Genomic DNA, 18,136 nt, shown 5'->3' with positions numbered 1-18,136 from the left:
CGCGGGACATGAAGTTCGGGCCGGAAACCATCATCCTGGGCGACTGCATCGAGCAGATGAACGCCCTGCCGGAGAAGTCGGTCGACCTGATCTTCGCCGATCCGCCCTACAACCTGCAGCTGGGCGGCGACCTGCTGCGTCCCGACAATTCCAAGGTCGACGCGGTCGACGACCACTGGGACCAGTTCGAGAGCTTCGCCGCCTACGACAAGTTCACCCGCGAGTGGCTGAAGGCCGCCCGCCGCGTGCTGAAGGACGACGGCGCGATCTGGGTGATCGGCAGCTATCACAACATCTTCCGCGTCGGCGTGGCCGTGCAGGACCTGGGCTTCTGGATCCTCAACGACATCGTCTGGCGCAAGTCCAACCCGATGCCCAATTTCAAGGGCACCCGCTTCGCCAACGCCCACGAGACCCTGATCTGGGCGTCGAAGAGCCAGAACGCCAAGCGCTACACCTTCAACTACGACGCCCTGAAGATGGCCAATGACGAGGTGCAGATGCGCTCGGACTGGACCATCCCGCTGTGCACCGGCGAGGAGCGCATCAAGGGCGTGGACGGCCACAAGGCCCACCCGACCCAGAAGCCCGAAGCCCTGCTTTACCGGGTGATCCTGTCGACCACCAAGCCGGGCGACGTGATCCTGGATCCGTTCTTCGGCGTCGGCACCACCGGCGCGGCCGCCAAGCGCCTGGGCCGCAAGTTCATCGGCATCGAGCGCGAGGCCGAATACCTCGAACACGCCAAGGCCCGCATCGCCAAGGTCATTCCAATCAACCCCGATGACCTTGAGGTCATGGGCTCAAAGAGGGCCGAGCCCCGCGTGCCGTTCGGCACCATCGTCGAGAGCGGCCTGCTGTCGCCGGGCGACACGCTCTACTGCTCCAAGGGCAACCACGCCGCCAAGGTCCGCCCCGACGGCTCGATCACGGTGGGCGACCTGTCGGGCTCGATCCACAAGATCGGCGCCCTGGTGCAGTCGGCCCCGGCCTGCAACGGCTGGACCTATTGGCACTTCAAGACCGACGCCGGCCTCGCCCCGATCGACGTGCTGCGGGCCCAGGTGCGGGCGGGGATGAACTAGACCAGCCGCTCAGCCGCCAGCGCTGCTTTCAGGAACACGCTGGGCAGCGCGCCCAGGCCCTCGCGCGGGGTCCAGACGAAGTCGCCCGCGTTCGCGCCCGCCGCCGCGAACACCCGCAAGGTCAGGGAGAAGTGCGTGAACACGTGCTCGACCGCGCCGAGGTCGCGCCAGGCCGCCGCGGCCGGGGCGGCGGCGACCGCCTCGGCGTCCGACCACGGCGTCGCGCGCCAGTCGCTGGTCGGCAGGCCCAGCATCCCGCCCAGCAGGCCCTTGGGCGGGCGGCGGACCAGGGCGACCTCCTCGCCGCGCGTCAGGACATAGGCGACGCCGAACCGGCGCGGACGGTCGGCCTTCCTGGTCTTGCGCGGATAGGTCTCCGGCGTCCCGCCCTTATAGGCCGCGCACCAAGCCGAGATCGGACAGCGGTCGCACAACGGGGCCTTCGGCTTGCAGACCGTGGCCCCCAGATCCATCAGCGCCTGGGCCCAGTCGCCAGGGCGCTCGTCGGTGACGAGCTCGCCGGCCAGGGCCTTCAGCTCGGGCTTGCTGTCCGGCATCGGCGCCTCGACGGCGAACAGCCGCGCCATTACCCGCTCGACATTGCCGTCGACGACATTGGCGGCGCGGTCGAAGGCGATCGCGGCGACGGCGGCGGCGGTGTAGGCCCCGACGCCGGGCAGAGCGCGCAGGCCCTCCTCGGTGTCCGGAAAGACGCCGCCGTGCTCGCCGGCCACGGCGCGCGCGCAGGCCAGCAGGTTGCGGGCCCGGGCGTAGTAGCCCAGCCCCGCCCAGGCGGCCATCAGCTCGCCGTCCTCCACCGCCGCCAGGTCCGAGACGGTCGGCCAGCGCTCGGTGAAGCCCAGGAAGTACGGCGTGGCGTGCGGCACGGTGGTCTGCTGCAGCATCACCTCCGAAAGCCAGACGCGGTAGGGGTCGCCCCGCACGCCGGCGCGACGGTCGGCGGGCGAGACGCGCCAGGCCAGGGTCCGGGCCTGGGCGTCGTACCAGGCCAGTAGGGCCGCGCGCATCGCATCGCGATGGGAAGGGGAGCGGTCTTTCATCATCCCTCGCCTACCGCGAACCGAGCCCGGCATGCTAGTTTCCTCGCATGCGCCGCCCCCTGCCCACCGCCGAAGAAGCGCTCGCGATCCTGCGCGCCAAGCGCACGCGCCCGCAGCGCCGTCCGCCGCCGCCCGCCGGCAAGAGCCTGGCCCCGCTGCTAAAGTCGCTGGAAGAGCGCTTCGGCAAAGGTCCCGCCGCGCTGCAGGCCCGCTGGCGCGAGATTGTCGGCGACACCCTCGCGCGCCGGACCGAGCCCGTCCGCATCATCAAGGGCCGCAATGGCGAAGGCGGCGCGCTGGAGCTGCGCGTCGACGGCCCCGTGGCCTCGCTGATCCAGCATCAGGCGCCGCAGATCACCGCGCGCCTCGACATGCTGCTGGGCAAGGGCGTCGTCACCCGCCTGCGCATCGTCCAGGGCCCGGTCAAGGCCGCCGCCGCACCGGCCGCCCAGCGCCCGCGCCGCAAGCCGCCGCTGGACGCCGCGCAGGAGAAGCAGCTCGCCGACAGCCTGGCGGGGCAACCCGACGGCGATCTCAAGGACGCCCTGCTGAAACTGGGGCGCGGCGTGTTGCGCGAGCATCCTTGATGCCCCCGATCCGCCGACCTTCCGATTGACAACCCCACCCTGATCGCGCTGTTGCAGAGGCCATATCGGCGCCCTTTTCGCCACCTCTAAGAATCGCGCTTAACTTCGCCGTTCTACTGCAAGGAAGATCGACCATGCGTCCGCTGACCCGCCGGCTTCTGACCGCCGTCGCCCTCACCGCCTCGCTGGGCGCGCTCGTCGCCTGCGGTCCCGCGGGAACCAAGGTCACCGCCGACGACATGACCCTGGGCAACGCCGCCGCCAAGGTCACCGTGGTCGAGTACGCCTCGGTCGCCTGTCCGCACTGCGCCAGGTGGAACGCGGACGTCTTCCCGGCCTTCAAGACCAAGTACATCGACACCGGCAAGGTCAAGTATGTCGCCCGCCCGGCCCTGACCGGCGAGCCGACCCTGGCCAACGCCGGCGACATGCTGGCCCGCTGCGCCGGCAAGGATAAGTACTTCCAGGTGACGGACGCGATCTATAACGCCCAGGCCAGCATCTTCCAGACCGGTGACATCCGCGGCGAGCTGCTGACCATCGCCCAGGCGGTCGGCATGAGCGAAGACCAGTTCAACGCCTGCCTGACCGACGAGAAGGCCGCCAAGTCGGCCCAGCGCATCGAAAAGTCGATGAAGGCCGACAAGATCGAAGGCACCCCGACCTTCATCGTCAACGGCAAGAAGGTCGGCGGCGAGTCCGGCGGCGAGGTCACCCTGGCCCAGCTGGACGCGGCCATCGCGGAAGCCTCGAAGTAATGGCGATCGACCGGCGCGCGCTGATCGTTTCGGGTCTCGCCCTGGCGGCGACGGCCTCCGGCGCGCGCGCCGCGCCGCTACCGCCGGCCCCGGGCGAGATGGTGCTCGGCTCGGCCAAGGCGCCAGTCCAGTTCGTGGTCTACGCCTCGGCCAGTTGCCCGCACTGCGCCCACTGGTGGACGACGGTGCTGCCGGACGTCCGCAAGGCCTTCATCGACACCGGTAAGGTCCGCCTAGTGTTCCGCGAATTCCTGACCCCGCCGAACGAGTTCGCGGCCGCCGGCTTCATCCTGGCTCGCCGCATCCCGGGCAAGTATTTCGAGGTGCTGACCACGGTCTTCCAGAAGCAGGAAGAGATCTATCGTAGCGAGAAGCTGTTCGAGGGCCTGCAGGCGATCGGCAAGCAGTACGGCCTGACCGACGCGCAGTTCAAGGCGGCGCTGGAGGACCCGGCGGCGCTGAAGGGCGTCAACGAGCGCATGGCCAAGGCGGTGGACGATGGGGTCGAGGGCACCCCGACCTTCTTCGTCAACGGCGCGCCCTACGATCACAGCGCCGACTTCGCCGTGCTCTCCAAGGCCTTCGCCACCGCGGCGAAGGGCTAGAGGACCGGAAGGGACCGCCTCCGTGCAGTTCCAGCGCCTGCGCCTTTCGGGCTTCAAGTCCTTCGTCGAGCCGACCGAGTTCCGGATCGAGCCCGGGCTGACGGGCATTGTCGGCCCGAACGGCTGCGGGAAATCCAACCTGCTGGAGGCCCTGCGCTGGGTGATGGGCGCAAACTCCGCCAAGGCCATGCGGGCCGGCGGCATGGACGACGTGATCTTCGCCGGTAGCGGCGCGCGCCCGGCCCGCAACCACGCCGACGTCGCCCTGACCATCGACAACAGCGACCGCACCGCCCCCGCCCAGTTCAATGACGATCCCGTGCTGGAGGTCGTCCGGCGCATCGATCGCGGCGAAGGCTCGACCTACAAGATCAACGGCCGCGAGGTACGGGCTCGCGACGTGCAACTACTGTTCGCCGACGCCTCGACCGGGGCCAACTCGCCGGCCCTGGTCCGTCAGGGCCAGATCAGCGAGCTGATCGGAGCCAAGCCGCAGAACCGCCGCCGCATCCTGGAAGAGGCCGCCGGCGTCTCTGGCCTGCACACCCGCCGCCACGAGGCCGAGCTGCGCCTGCGGGCCGCCGAGAGCAATCTCGCCCGGCTGGAGGACGTCGCCCGCGAGCTGGAGACGGCGCTGAACCGCCTCAAGCGCGAAGCCCGCCAGGCCGAGAAGTACAAGCGCCTGTCGTCCGAGATCCGCGCCGTGCAGGGCGCGGTGCTCTACACCCGCTGGACCGAGGCCCGCGACACGCTGGAGCGGACCACCAGCGAGGCCACCAGCGCCGCCCGCCTGGTCGAGGAAACCGCCCGCGCCAGCGCCGCCGCACAGGTCGCCATCACCGAGGCGGAAGCGGCGATGCCGCCGCTGCGGGAGGAAGCGACCATCGCCCAGGCGATCCTGGGTCAACTGGCCATCCAGAAGGACCGCGCCGAACGCGAGGCCGAGGCCGCCGCCGCCGAGTTCGAACGTCTCGGAAGCGACCTGGCGCGGATCGACGCCGACCTCGCCCGGGAAGCGCAGGCCAAGGACGACGCCGCCGCCGCCCTGGCCCGCATCGACGCCGAGCTGACCGAAGTCCGCGCCCTGGTCGCCGCCGCGCCGGAGCGGGGTCCCGAGCTTGCAGCCGCCGCCAAGGCCGCCGAGGAAGCCCGCGCCGCCGCCGAGGCCGCTGTCGAGCAGTTGGCCGCCCGCGTCGCCGCCGAGGAGGCCCAGTTCCGCGCCGCCGCCGCGCGCTTCTCGGAAGCCGAGGCCCGCGCCAACCGCACCAACCGCGCCCTCGACCAGGCCAGGGCCGAGCGCGCCGCCGTCGGCCCCGAGGTCGATCCGGCCGCCGCCGACGCCCGCCAGCGCTTCGACAATGCGCAGGCCGCCCTGGCCGCCGCCCGCGCGGCGCTGGAGGAGGCCGAGACCGAACGGGTCAAGGCCGCCGAGCAGGAGGCCCAGGCCCGCCAGCTGGCCCGCAATGTCGAGGACCAGCTGGGCCGTCTGCGGACCGAAGCCCGGGGTCTGGCCCAACTGACCGCCCCCCGCTCCAAGAGCGGCCACGCGCCGGCCCTCGATAGCGTCGCACCAGACAAGGGTTATGGCGCGGCCCTGGCGGCGGCGCTGGGCGACGATCTGGACGCCGCCCTCGACCCCAAGGCCCCGTCCTACTGGGGCGGCGCCGAGGCCCCGCCCCCGACCTGGCCCGAGGGCGCTCAGCCTCTGGCGCCTCTGGTCAAGGCGCCGCCGGCGCTGGCGGCCCGTCTCTCGCACGTCGCCGTCGTGGCCCGTGCTGATGGCGACAAGCTGCAATCCGCCTTGAAGCCCGGCATGCGCCTGGTCTCCAAGGAAGGCGACCTGTGGCGCTGGGACGGTTTCGTGGCCCGCGCCGACGCGCCCAGGCCCGCCGCCGTGCGGCTGGAGCAACGCACGCGCCTGGCCGAGGTCGAGACCGAGATCGACGTCATGGCCCCGCGCGCCGAGGCCACCGCCGCGGCGCTGAAGACCGCCGCCGACCGAATGCGCGCCATCGAGGACCTGCTGCGCGACAAACGTCGCGGTCCGCCAGACGCCGAGCGCCTGCTCAACGGCGCCCGCGAGGCCGTCGCCAAGTTCGAGCGCGAGCAGGCGATGCGCGCCGCCCGCGCCCAGTCGCTGGACGACACCATCGCCCGCTTCGAGGCCGAGAAGACCGAGGTCGACGGAGCGCTGGCGGAGGCCCGCGAGGCCCATGCCGCCGCTCAGACCTCAGGCGATCTCCAGCCCCAACTCGCCGCCGCCCGCCAGGCCTCGGCCCAGGCCCGCGAAGCCGCCAGCGCCGCCCGCACCGCCCTCGACGTCGAGACCCGCGAGCGCGCCGGCCGCCAGCGCCGCCTGGAGAGCCTGGAGCGCGATCGCGCCGACTGGGCCAAGCGCGCCGAGACCGCCGGCAAGCGCACCGAGTCGCTCGAAGCCGACCGCGTGAAGGCCGCCGCCGCCCTGGACGGCGCCCGCGAGGCCCCGGCGGCGCTGAAGGAAAAGCTTCTAGTCCTGCTGGACGAGTTCGCCGCCGCCGAGGCCCGCCGGGCCAAGGCCAGCGACGCCCTGGAAGCCGCCGAGACCACCCGCCTCCACAACGACCGCGCCGCCCGCGCCGCCGAACAGGCCGCCGGCGAGGCTCGCGAGAAGCGCGCGGCCCTGGTCGCCCACCTGGACGGGGCTCGCCAGCGCTTCGGCGAAGTCGCCTCGGCCATCCGCGAGCAGGCCCGCATGGAGCCCGAGGAGCTGGGCCGCCACGTCGCCGGCGAAGCCGTGGCCGTGCCGAAGGACGCGGCCGGGGTGGAAGCTCACCTGTTCGCGCTGGAGAGAGAGCGCGACGCCATCGGCCCGGTGAACCTGCGCGCCGAGGAGGAGGCCCAGGAGTATGCCGGGCGCCTGGAGACCATGCGGGTCGAGCGCGCCGACCTGTCGGGCGCGGTCGGCAAGCTGCGGGCCGGCATCGAGGAGCTGAACGCCGAGGGCCGCGAACGCCTGCTGGCCGCCTTCGACGTGATCAACGCCAACTTCCAGACCCTCTTCCAGGCCCTGTTCGGCGGCGGCCAGGCCGAGCTGAAGCTGATCGAGAGCGACGATCCGCTGGAGGCCGGTCTGGAGATCTTCGCCTGCCCCCCCGGCAAGCGCATGGCCAGCATGAGCCTGATGAGCGGCGGCGAGCAGGCCCTGACGGCCAGCGCCCTGATCTTCGGGGTCTTCCTGGCCAACCCGGCCCCGATCTGCGTGCTGGACGAAGTCGACGCGCCCTTGGACGATGCGAACGTCGACCGCTACTGCAACATGCTGGACGAGATGCGCCGGCGCACCCAGACCCGCTTCATCGCCATCACCCACAACCCGGTGACCATGAGCCGGATGGACCGTCTGTTCGGCGTCACCATGGCCGAGCGCGGCGTGAGCCAGCTGGTCAGCGTGGATCTCAGCACGGCCGAGAAGCTAGTCGCCGCTTAGAAGCCAACCGCCTGCCGGATCGGATTGGCCGGATCCGCCAGCAGCTTCACGGCCATGGCGCACGAGATCACCACCAGCAACGGGCGGATCAGCTTGGGTCCGAAGCGCATGGCCAGCCTCGAGCCGACCTGGGCGCCGATGAACGCCCCGGCGGCCATGGCCAGGCCGACGGGCCAGACGACCGCCCCCTTCAGGATGAACAGGCACAGGCTGCCGACATTGCTGGCGGCGTTGGCCAGCTTGGTGTGGGCCGTGGCCTTCAGCACGCCGTAGCCCAGCAGGGTGACGATCGCGACCATGTAGAAGGCTCCCGCGCCCGGCCCGAAGATGCCGTCATAGAAGCCGACCAGCGGCGCGACGAAGCAGGCGAAGGGGATCAACGCCATGCGCGGCGCGACGTCCTCGGCCTTGAGGGCGCGTGAGAAGCCGAAATAGAGGGCGATGGCGATCAGCAGCAGCGGCACGATCGCCCGCAGCACCTGCGGCGACAGCAGACTGGCGCACAGCGCGCCGCAAAGGCCGGCGATGGCGGCAGTGCCAGCGACCGGCAGGGCGGTCTTCCAGTCGATCAGGCCGCGGCGGGCGAAGGCGGTGGTCGAGGACAGGGCGCTGACCGCGCCCTGCAGCTTGTTGGTGCCCAGGGCCTGGACGGGCGACAGACCGGCCAGCAGCAGGGCGGGCAGGGTCACCAGACCGCCGCCGCCGGCTATGGCGTCGAGCGCGCCGGCGAGCGCGGCGATCACGAACAGGCTGGCGATGACGTCGAGATGGACCATGAGCGGCTCATGGTCCGGTTCGAGACATCAGGCAAAGAAAAAGGGGCCCGATGAGGCCCCTTATCAGATCAACCCAGGAGGCTGCCCCACGCGTGAGCGCGGTTGGCCTTGCTGTTGCTGGTCTTGCCCAGGGCGCGAAGCTCGTCGCGCTCCTTGGCCTTCTCTTCCTTGCGCACGCGCATTTCCGCGGCCTCGACGGCCTTGCGCTCTTTGCGCTCGGCGCGCTTGACGGCCATGATCTCTTCCTGGCGAGCCAGGGCTTCAAGACGGGCCAGTTCCTTGGCTTCGGCGCGGGCGGCGCGGACAGCCTCGAGTTCGGCGGCGCGCAGTTCCTCACGCTTGTCGAAATCGGGATCCTGGACGGTCGGCTTGGCCTTGAACTTCGCCAGCATGGCCTTCTTGGCCTCTTGCTGGGAGGAGATGCGATCGGCGAATCCGGTGTTCTTCAGGTGCGACATGAATCTTCGTATTGTTTGGAGGCGGCGGCTCTAAAACCCAAATCCGCGAAAAAATCAATGCGAGATCGGGCCGCGCCGCACCTTGCCTATGGGGTGTGGCGCCGAAAGAACGGGTGAGATGTAGGGAGCCGTTCCCGCTTTCGAAAGGGCCGCGCGCCCATGGCCAATCGAATGAAAAGGGGACGGTTTTGCCCCTCGCTGAAGCCAAAGGCGAAATCCTTAAGTATTCCCGTCACTTGGCCCACGAAGCGCTTACCTTGACGCACCGCGGCGAGGTCTATAGGTTCCGCGCCGATCAAGCCGGCCGGAAATGCGCCTTGTTTTGGCGCGCCCGCGGCGTTTTCGGACCTGCCGCTCCCATGCCCAAGGCCGACGAACCGAACGACAAGGCTCTGGAAAGCCTCGACGCTCGGCTCGACGCATTTGAGGCGAGGAAGGCGGCGGAAAAGCCGGCGAAAGCCGCGTCCGAAAAGGCCAACCAGGACGGCTATCGCCTCCTGGCGGATTTGATCGGGGGCGTACTGGTGGGCCTCGGCTTCGGCTGGCTGCTCGACCACTATGTCCACACGAGCCCCTGGGGCATGGTCGGCGGTCTGCTGATCGGCTTGGGGCTCTCGATTTTCTCCGTCGTCCGCAAGGCGACGAAAATGAGCGCGCAGGCGTCGGCGCCGTCCCCTCAAGGGAATGCCGACGGAGACACGGGAGGCGGGTCAACCGTCCCCAAGCAGAAGAGAGACTAGGGCCGATGGCCGATCCGATGCACCAGTTCCAGATCCAGAAGATCGTGGAACTGCCCACCGTGACCGTTCCCGGCCTCGGCGCTATCGACCTGTCGATCACGAACTCGGTGTTCGCGATGATGCTGGCGGCGCTGCTGGTCATCACGTTCTACAGCCTGGCCGCGCGCAAGGCCGTCGTCCCGGGCCGCCTGCAGGCGGTGGGCGAGATGCTCTACGGACTGGTCGATGGGCTCGCGGAGTCGATCATCGGCCACGACGGCAAGAAGTTCCTGCCGTTCATCTTCACGCTGTTCGCCTTCGTGCTGTTCATGAACATCCAGGGCATGTTCCTGGTGTTCACCGCCACGTCGCAGCTGGCCGTTACCCTGACGCTGGGCCTGATGGTCATCCTGACCGTGGTCGCCGTCGGCTTCGCCAAGAACGGCCTCAAGTTCTTCAAGCTGTTCGCCCCGTCGGGCGTGCCGTGGCCGCTGTACTTCCTGCTGGTGCCGATCGAGATCCTGTCGTTCCTGATCCGCCCCATCACCCTGGGCCTTCGTCTGTTCGGCAACATGCTGGGCGGCCACGTGGTGCTGAAGATCTTCGCCGGCTTCGTGATCGCCCTGGGCGGTCTCGGCGCCCTGGGCTGGGCCGGTTCGGCCCTGGCCCTGACCTCGGTCGTCGCCCTGACGGCCCTCGAGTTCATGGTGGCCTTCCTGCAGGCCTTCGTGTTCGCGGTGCTCGCCTGCGTCTACATCAACGACGTCGTGCACCTCGACAGCCACTGATCAACCTTTAGTCTTTCCAACAAATACCCTTCCAAGGAGTCTCTATCATGGACGCTGCTGCAGCTAAGTACATCGGCGCTGGCCTGGCCATGCTCGGCATGATCGGCGCGGGCGTTGGCCTGGGCGTGATGTTCGGCAACTACTTCCAAGGCGCTCTGCGCAACCCGACGGCCGCCGCTCAAGAGCGCCCGATGCTGTTCCTGGGCATGGCCCTGACGGAAGCCCTGGGCATCTTCGCCCTGGTCATCGCCTTCCTGATCCTGTTCTCGTAATCCGACCCTGGGGCGCGGCGCTTCATCGGAAGCGACGCGCTCCATGCTTTCTGTTTTCTCGCGCTTTCTGGAGCGGGCCGGATGACGGTCCGCTTCAAGCGCACTAGCTGAGAGGCGCCTTCGCCCATGGCGACGGAACATCACGGCGCGGTCGAGACGACTGAAGCCCCCAAGCACGAAAGCGGCGGCCTTCCGCAGCTGCAGTTCGAGCACTGGGGCGGTCAGATCGTTTGGCTGCTGCTCATCTTCGCCGTCCTCTACGCGGTGCTGTCGAAGGGCCTGCTGCCCCGCGTCAGCGGCGCGATCGACGAGCGCGGCGCCAAGATCGCCGGCGACATCGCCGACGCCCGTCGTCTGAAGGACGAGGCGGAGGCCCAGGCCCGCGCGGCCGCCGCCGAAGTGGCCGAGGCGCGCGCCAAGGCCCAGAAGACGGCCGCCGATGCGAAGGCCAAGGCTTCGGCCGAAGCCGCCGAGCGTCAGGCCAAGGAAGAGGCCGTCCTGGCCGAGAAGCTGGCCGCGGCCGAAGCCTCGATCCAGGCCGCCCGCGACACGGCCATGAGCCATGTCCGCGAGGTGGCTCAGGACACGGCCGGCGCGATCGTCCAGAAGCTGACCGGCAAGGCGGCCACGGCCGCCGAGCTGAAGTCGGCCCTGGCCTAAGGAGCTGACGATGGAACACGAATCCCTGTTCAGCCTCTCGAACCCCGAGTTCTGGGTTCTGGTCGCCCTGGTGATCTTCTTCGGCCTGCTGGTCTATCTGAAGGTTCTGCCGGGCGCGCTGTTCGGCGCGCTGGACGGCTACGCCGCCAAGATCAAGGCCGAGCTCGACGAAGCCCAGACGCTGCGTGAAGAGGCCCAGGCCCTGCTCGCGGACGTCAAGGCCCAGCGCGACGAAGCCGAGCGCCAGGCCGCAGCCATGATGGAGGCCGCCAAGGCCGACGCCAAGCGGATGGCCGAGGAAGCCAAGGAAAAGCTCGAGGAGCAGATCAAGCGCCGCGCCGAAATGGCCGAACGCAAGATCGCCCAGGCCGAGGCGCAAGCCGCCGCCGACGTGAAGGCCGCCGCGGTGGATCTCGCCGCGCAAGCCGCCGAGACCGTCCTGGCCGCCCGCCTCGCCGGTTCGACGAACGACGGCCTGGTCGACGCCGCGATCCGCCAGATGGGCGCAAAGCTGCAATAGCGGCTAGCGCCATCGGACAAGACAAGAGGGCGCGGACTGAAAGGTCCGCGCCCTTTTCTTTTGGGCGGTTGCGGTGGAGCAGACCTGTCGGGTGCCTGAGAAGGGTGGCTAGCCGCCTTGGCCGCCCAGAGGCTCAGCCGACCCGTCCGGGAGGATCTTTAACGTCTGGACCGCGTCGCCGCGAGGTCCACGACAAGCCTGCGACGAAGGCGTGCGTACGACAACTATCCTGCGAGATACGTCCACAGAACTACCGATCGGGCAACGGTAGCTTCCCGCTACGACTTCACTACGCGACCTCCAGCTCCAGTGGTAGTTGGCAGCCGCCACGAGATCAGCGCTCGGGTCGATACCGATCCGCCTCAGAACATTGAACTTCTCCGACACCCAGGCGGGGGCATCCGGGCGAGCGGGGGTCTGCGACCTCCCGCAGCTAGCCAGAGCCATGGCGATCAACGCAAGAAGTGCAAGTTTCAGCTTCATGACCGCGAACCTGCGCCCTCAAGGTTGAGAGTCGGCTAAGGGCCTAAAGCCGAGGCCCTGCCCTAGTCCTTCTTCGCCATCTTCCGCGCCACGTACTTCTTCACGCGCTTGCGGGTCTTCTTCAACAGGCGCCAGCGGGCGCGGCGCAGGATCATCTTCTCGGTACGGAGCATCTGCTGCCAGACGACCAGCAGCACCTCGGGCTCGCGGCGCATCAGGCGGCGGATCGGGAAGACCAGCTTGGGGTGGCGCTTCTGCCAGCGGATGAAGGTCTTCCGCGCGGCGAACGAGTAGCGCAGCACGATCATCAGCCCGATGACCAGGAGCGGCAGGCCCAGGTGGCCCGGCAGCGGCGTCAGCACGGCGCCGGCCAGGATCACCAGCGTGCCGAAGCCGATGGCGATCCAGCGGAAGGCGCGGGCGGCGGACTCGCGCAGCAGCAAGGCCAGGCGCGCGCGGCGCCGGACCCTGTGCTTGATATCGTCAATCGTGGCGACAGCGCTCACCTTTGGCTACGCTTCAGAGCGCGGAGCTTGAACGACTTACGCCAACGAACGGCCACCCGCCACCGGCGCGGCACGATCAGGCGCTCGACCCGCAGGGCCTGTTGCCAGGCCACCAGCACAACTTCCGGCTCGCGGCGCAGCAGGCGGCGCAGCGGGAAGATCAGCTTGGGGTGGGCGTGCTGGAAGCGGACGAACTGCTTGCGGGCCTTGAACGAATTGCGCAGCACCAGCATCAGGCCGACCACGGTCAGCGGCAGGCCCATGGGGCCCGGCAGAGGCGCGATCAGTATGCCGCCAAGGACCAGCAGAACGCCCAGCGTCACCAGAATGACGCGCAGAAAACGCGCCACGAGCTCGCGGGCGAGGTCATCGGCGGTGCGTCGGGCGCGCGGCATGGCGAGGGCTAATGCAGTCATGGGAGGACGAACGGGCTCACGCGCCGCTTGCTCCCTGGAAAAGCCAGTCAGCCCGGATGCGCTCCCCCGATATGTGGAGACAACAGGGCGCCGTAAAGGCGCCCCGCGGTCGCAAGGGGGGTATGGAATTTGCTATTCAGCGGCTAGTGGCGCCGCGGCCACAGGTTTCCACCTCAACCGGGGCTTGCGGGCCGCCAGGGTCTCGTCGAGGCGACGCAGCGGCGCGTGGAACGGCGCGCCCTTGAAGCGCTCCGTATCTCCCGACTTGGCCGCGCCCGCGAGCAGGCGAAGCGCTTCGATGAAGCGATCCAGCTCCTGCTTGCTCTCGGTTTCGGTCGGCTCGATCAGCATCGCGCCATGGACGACCAGCGGGAAATACATGGTCATCGGGTGGAAGCCCTCGTCGATCATCGCCTTGGCGAAGTCCAGCGTGGTCACCCCGGTGCCTTCCAGCCAGCTGTCGTCGAACAGGGCCTCGTGCATGCACGGACCGTCCGGGAAAGCCGGGCTCATCACGTCCTTCAGGCGGGCCTTGACGTAGTTGGCGTTGAGGACGGCGTCCTCGGCCACCTGGCGCAGGCCGTCGGCCCCGTGGCTGAGCATGTAGGCGTAGGCGCGGACATACATGCCCATCTGGCCGTGGAAGGCGCTCATGCGGCCGAATGCGGTCTCGGCTCCCGCCTCGCCCGCGTGCTCGACCAGCGAGAAGCCGTTGTCGTCGTGGACCAGCCAAGGCGTGGGCGCGAACGGCGCCAGGGCCTGGCTCAGCACCACCGGACCCGCGCCCGGACCGCCGCCGCCGTGGGGCGTCGAGAAGGTCTTGTGCAGGTTGATGTGCATGGCGTCGACGCCCAGGTCGCCCGGACGCACCCGGCCGACGATAGCGTTGAAGTTGGCGCCGTCGCAGTAGAAGTACGCGCCCGCCGCGTGGGTCAGGCGGGCGATCTCGACGACGTCGCGCTCGAACAGGCCGCAGGTGTTGGGGTTGGTGACCATGATGGCGGCCACGTGGTCGCCGAGCTTGGACTCCAGATCCGCCATGTCGACCCGGCCGTCGTCGGTCTGGGCGATCTCGACCACGGTGTAGCCGACGAAGGCGGCCGTGGCCGGGTTGGTGCCGTGGGCGCTGGTCGGGGCCAGCACCGTCTTGCGGTGGCCCTGGCCGTTGGCCTCGTGGGCGGCGCGGATGGCCAGCATGCCGCACATCTCGCCGTGGGCGCCGGCCTTGGGGCTCAGCGCGACGGCGGGCATGCCGGTCAGGGTCTTCAGCCAGTGGGCCAGACGGTCCATCAGCTGCAGGGCGCCCTGCACGGTGGACTCCGGCTGCAGCGGGTGGATGTCCGAGAAGCCCGGCAGGCGCGCCATCTTCTCGTTCAGGCGCGGATTGTGCTTCATCGTGCACGAGCCCAGCGGATACAGCGCCAGGTCGATGGCGTGGTTCTTCTGGGACAGGCGCACATAGTGGCGGACGGCTTCAGGCTCCGACAGGCCCGGCAGGCCGATCGGCGCGGCCCGCAGCAGGCCGGCCAGGTCGCTCGACGGGGCGGCGGCTTCGGGCAGGTCGACGCCGGTCTTGTTCCAGCAATCCAGTTCGAAGATCAGGGCTTCGTTCTGGAGCAGGCCGCGATTTCCCGTCAGGGTCTCATGACCCTCCGGGCCGTCCCCGATGGATTTTGGGGCGGCGGCTTCCGGGCGCGTGGGGCGGCCGATATTGTTCATGCTCATTGGGCCACCGCCTTGGTGAGGATCTTGGCGAAGAAGGTCATGTCGATGTCGAGCGTGGTTTCGGTGGCCGCGACCAGCAGCACGTCGTCCAGGCCCGCGCCCGCGTCGAGACGCGAGAACGGCACGCCGGCGATGACGCCGTTGTTGGCCAGGGTCTCGACCACGTCGGCGGCGTTCTTCGGCAGGCGGATGGCGAACTCGTTGAAGAAGCGCGGGGTCAGGATCTCGACGCCCGGCACGGCTTTCAGCGCATCGCGCAGGGCCAGGGCCTTCTGGTGGTTCAGGGCGGCCAGCTGGCGCAGCCCTGTCTCGCCCAGCAGGCTCATGTGGATGCTGAACGCCAGGGCGCAGAGGCCGCTGTTGGTGCAGATGTTCGAGGTCGCCTTGTCGCGGCGGATGTGCTGCTCGCGGGTCGACAGGGTCAGCACGAAGCCGCGCTTGCCGTCGGCGTCGACGGTCTCGCCGCACAGGCGGCCCGGCATCTGACGGACGAACTTTTCCTTGCAGGCGAAGAGGCCGATATAGGGACCGCCGAAGTTCAGGCCGTTGCCGATCGACTGGCCCTCGGCCACCGCGATGTCGGCGCCCATCTCGCCGGGCGACTTCAGCAGGCCGTACGACACGGCCTCGGTGGTGACCACGATCAGCAGCGCGCCGGCGGCCTGGGCGGCCTCGGCGATCTTGGTGACGTCGGTGACCGTGCCGAACACGTTGGGGGTCTGGACGACGACGCAGGCGGTTTCGGCGTCGATGGCGGCGATCACCGCGGCCTCGGCGTCGATGGCGGCGGGCAGGGCCTGCGTCGCGACACCGGCCGCGTGGGCCAGGGTCTCGATGGTCTCGACATAGTGCGGATGGACGCCACCCGACATCACCGCCTTGGTCCGGCGGGTGATGCGGTGGGCCATCATCACGGCTTCCGCCGCGCCGGTCGAACCGTCATAGAGCGAGGCGTTGGCCACCTCCATGCCGGTCAGGGCCGCGACCTGGCTCTGGAACTCGAACAGGACCTGCAGCGTGCCCTGGGCGATTTCCGGCTGATACGGCGTGTAGCTGGTCAGGAACTCCGACCGCTGGATGATGTGGTCGACCGTGGCCGGCACATGGTGGCGATAGGCGCCGGCCCCGCAGAAGAACGGCCCCTCCCCCGCCGAGCGATTGCGACGGGCCAGGCCCGCCATCTCGCGCTCGACTTCGATCTCGCCGGCGTGCAGCGGCAGGTCGACGGTTCCGGAACGCTGGGCCGAGGCTGGCACGTCCACGAACAGGTCGTCGATCGACTTGACGCCGATCGCGCCGAGCATCTCGACGCGGTCTTCAGGGGTCAGGGGGAGATAACGCATTTTCTAAATCCGCTCATCCCCGCGAAAGCGGGGACCTAAGCTGAAGGGGCCGCATGGGTCCCCGCTTTCGCGGGGATGAGCGGGGTTTAAAGCGTGCCCAGGAACGCTTCGTATGCGTCGCGGTCCATCAGGGCGTCGACCTCGGCCGGGTTCGACAGCTTGATCTTGGCGAACCAGCCGCCGCTTTCCGGCAGGGCGTTGACGGTTTCCGGCGTATCGGAGAGCTCGGCATTGCCCTCGACGACCTCGCCCGAGACCGGCGCGTAGACGTCCGAGGCGGCCTTGACGCTCTCGACGACGGCGAGGTTCTCGCCCTGCTTCACGGTCTTGCCGGCTTCCGGAACCTCGACGAACACCACGTCGCCCAGTTGCTCGGCGGCGTAGGCGGTGATGCCGACCGTGGCGACGTCGTCTTGGACGATCACCCACTCATGATCTTTGGTGAAGCGCATTGCCTGGGTCCTTCTTTCTAGGTTTAGCGCGCGACGGCCGCCAAAACCGGCGGCCACTTTTGGCTGTCGCGCTTTAGAGTTTGCGGACGTAACGGTTCGGCACGAACGGCGTGGCGACCACCTCGGCGGCCGCCTGTTTGCCTCGCACGATGACTTTCAACTTGGTTCCGATCGCGGCATAGGCCGGCGGGGCGAAACCGATGGCGATGGGGAAGCCCAGGCTGGGGGCGAAGCCGCCGCTGGTCACCTTGCCGATGACATTGCCTGCTTCGTCGGCGATCTCGGCGCCTTCGCGGGCCGGGGCGCCTTCCAGCACCTTCAGATTGACGCGGACGCGCGACAGCTCACCGGCCAGCTCCTTGGCGATCCGGGCCGCGCCCAGATAGTCGCCGGCCTCGCGGCGCGACTTGCCGACGGCGAAGTTCAGGCCGCCCTCGATCGGCGAGACGGTCTCGTCCAGGTCGTGGCCATACAGCGGCAGGCCGGCTTCCAGGCGCAGGCTGTCGCGGGCGCCCAGGCCGATCGGCTTGACGCGCTCGTCGTCCAGCAGAGTGTTCCAGATGCGCGTCGCCGCGTCGGCCGGGACCGAGATCTCGTAGCCGTCCTCGCCGGTATAGCCCGAGCGCGAAATGATGGCGTCGACGCCGAACGCGGTCAGGGCCAGGCTGTCCATGAACACCATGCCGGCGGCTTCGGGAACGTGGGCGGCCAGCACGGCGGCGGCCCGCGGACCTTGCAGCGCCAGCAGCGCGCGGTCCTCCAGGCGGGTCACCGTGGCCTCGCCGGCCAGGGCGTCGGCGATGATCTTGTAGTCGTTGTCCTTGCAGGCGCCGTTGACCACCACGAACAGGCCGTCGTCGTCGGGACGCGCGGTCATCAGGTCGTCGATGATCCCGCCCTCGGCGTTCAGCAGCACGCCATAGCGTTGCTTGCCCGGCTTCAGGCCCTGGTAGTCGGCCGAGACCACCTTCTCGAAGCTCTTGGCCGGGCTTGCGTCACCATTGGCGCCCCGGATGCGCGCCTGGCCCATGTGCGAGACGTCGAACAGGCCGGCGTGCTCGCGGGTCCACAGGTGCTCTTTCAGCACCCCGTCCTTGTACTGCACCGGCATCGAATAGCCGGCGAACGGCACCATGCGCGCGCCCAGCGCCACGTGGGCGTCGAAGAGCGGGGTCTTCTTGAGGTCTTGGTCGGACACTGGACGGGCTCCAAACGGGGTCGGCGAGACGGTCGGCTCTCGCCGACTGGTCGCGCCCCCGCTGTCCCTTAGGCCTGAGAGATTCCGGCCATTCGCATGGCCTTGCTCCTTCGGCGAGCCGCCCTTTCGGGAGGCTTCTTTCCAGCGTTCCTAAACCCGCGCGGTCCTTTTGCCTGAGCGTTTCCGGGGCGGTTGCGCCTTCGGCCTCGGGACGAATCCCGATGTCTCCCGCGAGGGTCGTCGGGGTGATGCGGGAGG

At 69.1% G+C, this 18,136-nt stretch carries 19 protein-coding genes and 1 riboswitch; of the genes, 10 read left to right on the top strand and 9 right to left on the bottom strand.

Going from position 1 to position 18,136, the window contains the following annotated elements; genetic code table 11:
• Positions 1 to 8: 8 nt before the first annotated feature.
• Entirely contained in the window at positions 9 to 1,085 is a 1,077-nt protein-coding gene (locus ACW175_RS01035) for a site-specific DNA-methyltransferase (RefSeq protein ID WP_492102827.1), read from the top strand.
• On the opposite strand, the gene mutY is transcribed toward ACW175_RS01035, so the two are convergent.
• Positions 1,082 to 2,146 (bottom strand): A/G-specific adenine glycosylase, encoded by a 1,065-nt coding sequence (gene mutY / locus ACW175_RS01030; RefSeq protein WP_492104871.1) that lies wholly within the window; start codon positions 2,144 to 2,146, stop codon positions 1,082 to 1,084. The genes ACW175_RS01035 and mutY overlap by 4 nt on opposite strands.
• A 47-nt stretch (positions 2,147 to 2,193) precedes the next feature.
• Between mutY and ACW175_RS01025 the strand changes: the two genes are divergently transcribed.
• The 4 genes from ACW175_RS01025 (at position 2,194) to smc (ending at position 7,562) form a co-directional block, all read left to right on the top strand.
• Positions 2,194 to 2,733 (top strand): DUF721 domain-containing protein, encoded by a 540-nt coding sequence (locus ACW175_RS01025; protein WP_492102826.1) that lies wholly within the window; start codon positions 2,194 to 2,196, stop codon positions 2,731 to 2,733.
• Between the two features lie 134 nt (positions 2,734 to 2,867).
• Positions 2,868 to 3,491 (top strand): DsbA family protein, encoded by a 624-nt coding sequence (locus tag ACW175_RS01020; protein ID WP_492102825.1) that lies wholly within the window; start codon positions 2,868 to 2,870, stop codon positions 3,489 to 3,491.
• The gene (locus ACW175_RS01015; protein ID WP_492102824.1) at positions 3,491 to 4,096 is read left to right on the top strand and encodes a thioredoxin domain-containing protein; all 606 of its coding nucleotides are present in this window, start codon (positions 3,491 to 3,493) and stop codon (positions 4,094 to 4,096) included. Before ACW175_RS01020 ends, ACW175_RS01015 begins: the two co-directional genes overlap by 1 nt.
• A gap of 22 nt (positions 4,097 to 4,118) precedes the next feature.
• Positions 4,119 to 7,562, top strand: a complete 3,444-nt coding sequence (gene smc / locus ACW175_RS01010; protein ID WP_492102823.1) for a chromosome segregation protein SMC — start codon at positions 4,119 to 4,121, stop codon at positions 7,560 to 7,562.
• Here the strand turns inward: smc and ACW175_RS01005 are convergent.
• Both ACW175_RS01005 and ACW175_RS01000 read right to left on the bottom strand, forming a co-directional pair.
• Complete coding sequence (locus tag ACW175_RS01005) at positions 7,559 to 8,338, bottom strand: TSUP family transporter (protein ID WP_492102822.1); 780 nt, start codon at positions 8,336 to 8,338, stop codon at positions 7,559 to 7,561. The two genes, smc and ACW175_RS01005, sit on opposite strands and share 4 nt — an antisense overlap.
• A 68-nt stretch (positions 8,339 to 8,406) precedes the next feature.
• A complete protein-coding gene (locus ACW175_RS01000) occupies positions 8,407 to 8,796 on the bottom strand; it encodes a DUF6481 family protein (RefSeq protein ID WP_492102821.1) in 390 nt (129 codons plus the stop codon).
• A 359-nt stretch (positions 8,797 to 9,155) separates the two neighbouring features.
• Here ACW175_RS01000 and ACW175_RS00995 point away from each other — a divergent pair, with 359 nt between their 5' ends.
• The 5 genes from ACW175_RS00995 (at position 9,156) to ACW175_RS00975 (ending at position 11,755) form a co-directional block, all read left to right on the top strand.
• A complete protein-coding gene (locus ACW175_RS00995; protein WP_492102820.1) occupies positions 9,156 to 9,536 on the top strand; it encodes an AtpZ/AtpI family protein in 381 nt (126 codons plus the stop codon).
• A 5-nt stretch (positions 9,537 to 9,541) separates the two neighbouring features.
• Positions 9,542 to 10,303, top strand: a complete 762-nt coding sequence (locus tag ACW175_RS00990; protein WP_099575531.1) for a F0F1 ATP synthase subunit A — start codon at positions 9,542 to 9,544, stop codon at positions 10,301 to 10,303.
• 47 nt (positions 10,304 to 10,350) lie between these two features.
• Positions 10,351 to 10,575: a F0F1 ATP synthase subunit C gene (locus tag ACW175_RS00985; RefSeq protein WP_004615714.1), complete on the top strand. Its 225-nt coding sequence runs from the start codon at positions 10,351 to 10,353 to the stop codon at positions 10,573 to 10,575.
• Between the two features lie 126 nt (positions 10,576 to 10,701).
• Positions 10,702 to 11,235, top strand: coding sequence for a F0F1 ATP synthase subunit B family protein (locus ACW175_RS00980; RefSeq protein ID WP_492102819.1), 534 nt, complete (start codon positions 10,702 to 10,704; stop codon positions 11,233 to 11,235).
• A 10-nt stretch (positions 11,236 to 11,245) separates the two neighbouring features.
• On the top strand, positions 11,246 to 11,755 hold the full coding sequence (locus ACW175_RS00975; RefSeq protein WP_492102818.1) for a F0F1 ATP synthase subunit B: 510 nt from the start codon (positions 11,246 to 11,248) through the stop codon (positions 11,753 to 11,755).
• A 545-nt stretch (positions 11,756 to 12,300) separates the two neighbouring features.
• On the opposite strand, the gene ACW175_RS00970 is transcribed toward ACW175_RS00975, so the two are convergent.
• The 6 genes from ACW175_RS00970 to gcvT form a co-directional block, all read right to left on the bottom strand.
• Positions 12,301 to 12,744, bottom strand: a complete 444-nt coding sequence (locus ACW175_RS00970) for a hypothetical protein (protein WP_492102817.1) — start codon at positions 12,742 to 12,744, stop codon at positions 12,301 to 12,303.
• Positions 12,741 to 13,160 carry a hypothetical protein gene (locus ACW175_RS00965; protein WP_492102816.1) on the bottom strand — a complete coding sequence of 140 codons (420 nt, stop codon included), beginning with the start codon at positions 13,158 to 13,160 and terminating at the stop codon, positions 12,741 to 12,743. Before ACW175_RS00965 ends, ACW175_RS00970 begins: the two co-directional genes overlap by 4 nt.
• 132 nt (positions 13,161 to 13,292) lie before the next feature.
• The gene (gene gcvPB, locus ACW175_RS00960) at positions 13,293 to 14,885 is read right to left on the bottom strand and encodes an aminomethyl-transferring glycine dehydrogenase subunit GcvPB (protein WP_492102815.1); all 1,593 of its coding nucleotides are present in this window, start codon (positions 14,883 to 14,885) and stop codon (positions 13,293 to 13,295) included.
• Entirely contained in the window at positions 14,882 to 16,228 is a 1,347-nt protein-coding gene (gcvPA, locus tag ACW175_RS00955; protein ID WP_492102814.1) for an aminomethyl-transferring glycine dehydrogenase subunit GcvPA, read from the bottom strand. Before gcvPA ends, gcvPB begins: the two co-directional genes overlap by 4 nt.
• Positions 16,229 to 16,314: 86 nt before the next feature.
• Positions 16,315 to 16,680 (bottom strand): glycine cleavage system protein GcvH, encoded by a 366-nt coding sequence (gene gcvH, locus ACW175_RS00950; RefSeq protein WP_492102813.1) that lies wholly within the window; start codon positions 16,678 to 16,680, stop codon positions 16,315 to 16,317.
• Positions 16,681 to 16,753: 73 nt separating this feature from the next.
• Positions 16,754 to 17,878, bottom strand: a complete 1,125-nt coding sequence (gene gcvT, locus ACW175_RS00945) for a glycine cleavage system aminomethyltransferase GcvT (protein ID WP_492102812.1) — start codon at positions 17,876 to 17,878, stop codon at positions 16,754 to 16,756.
• 151 nt (positions 17,879 to 18,029) lie between these two features.
• A riboswitch (glycine riboswitch) is annotated at positions 18,030 to 18,119 on the bottom strand.
• Positions 18,120 to 18,136 lie beyond the last annotated feature (17 nt).

The sequence above is a fragment of the Caulobacter sp. FV1ye6ST genome (assembly GCF_058681225.1).
This window is presented reverse-complemented; position numbering and strand designations above follow the sequence as displayed.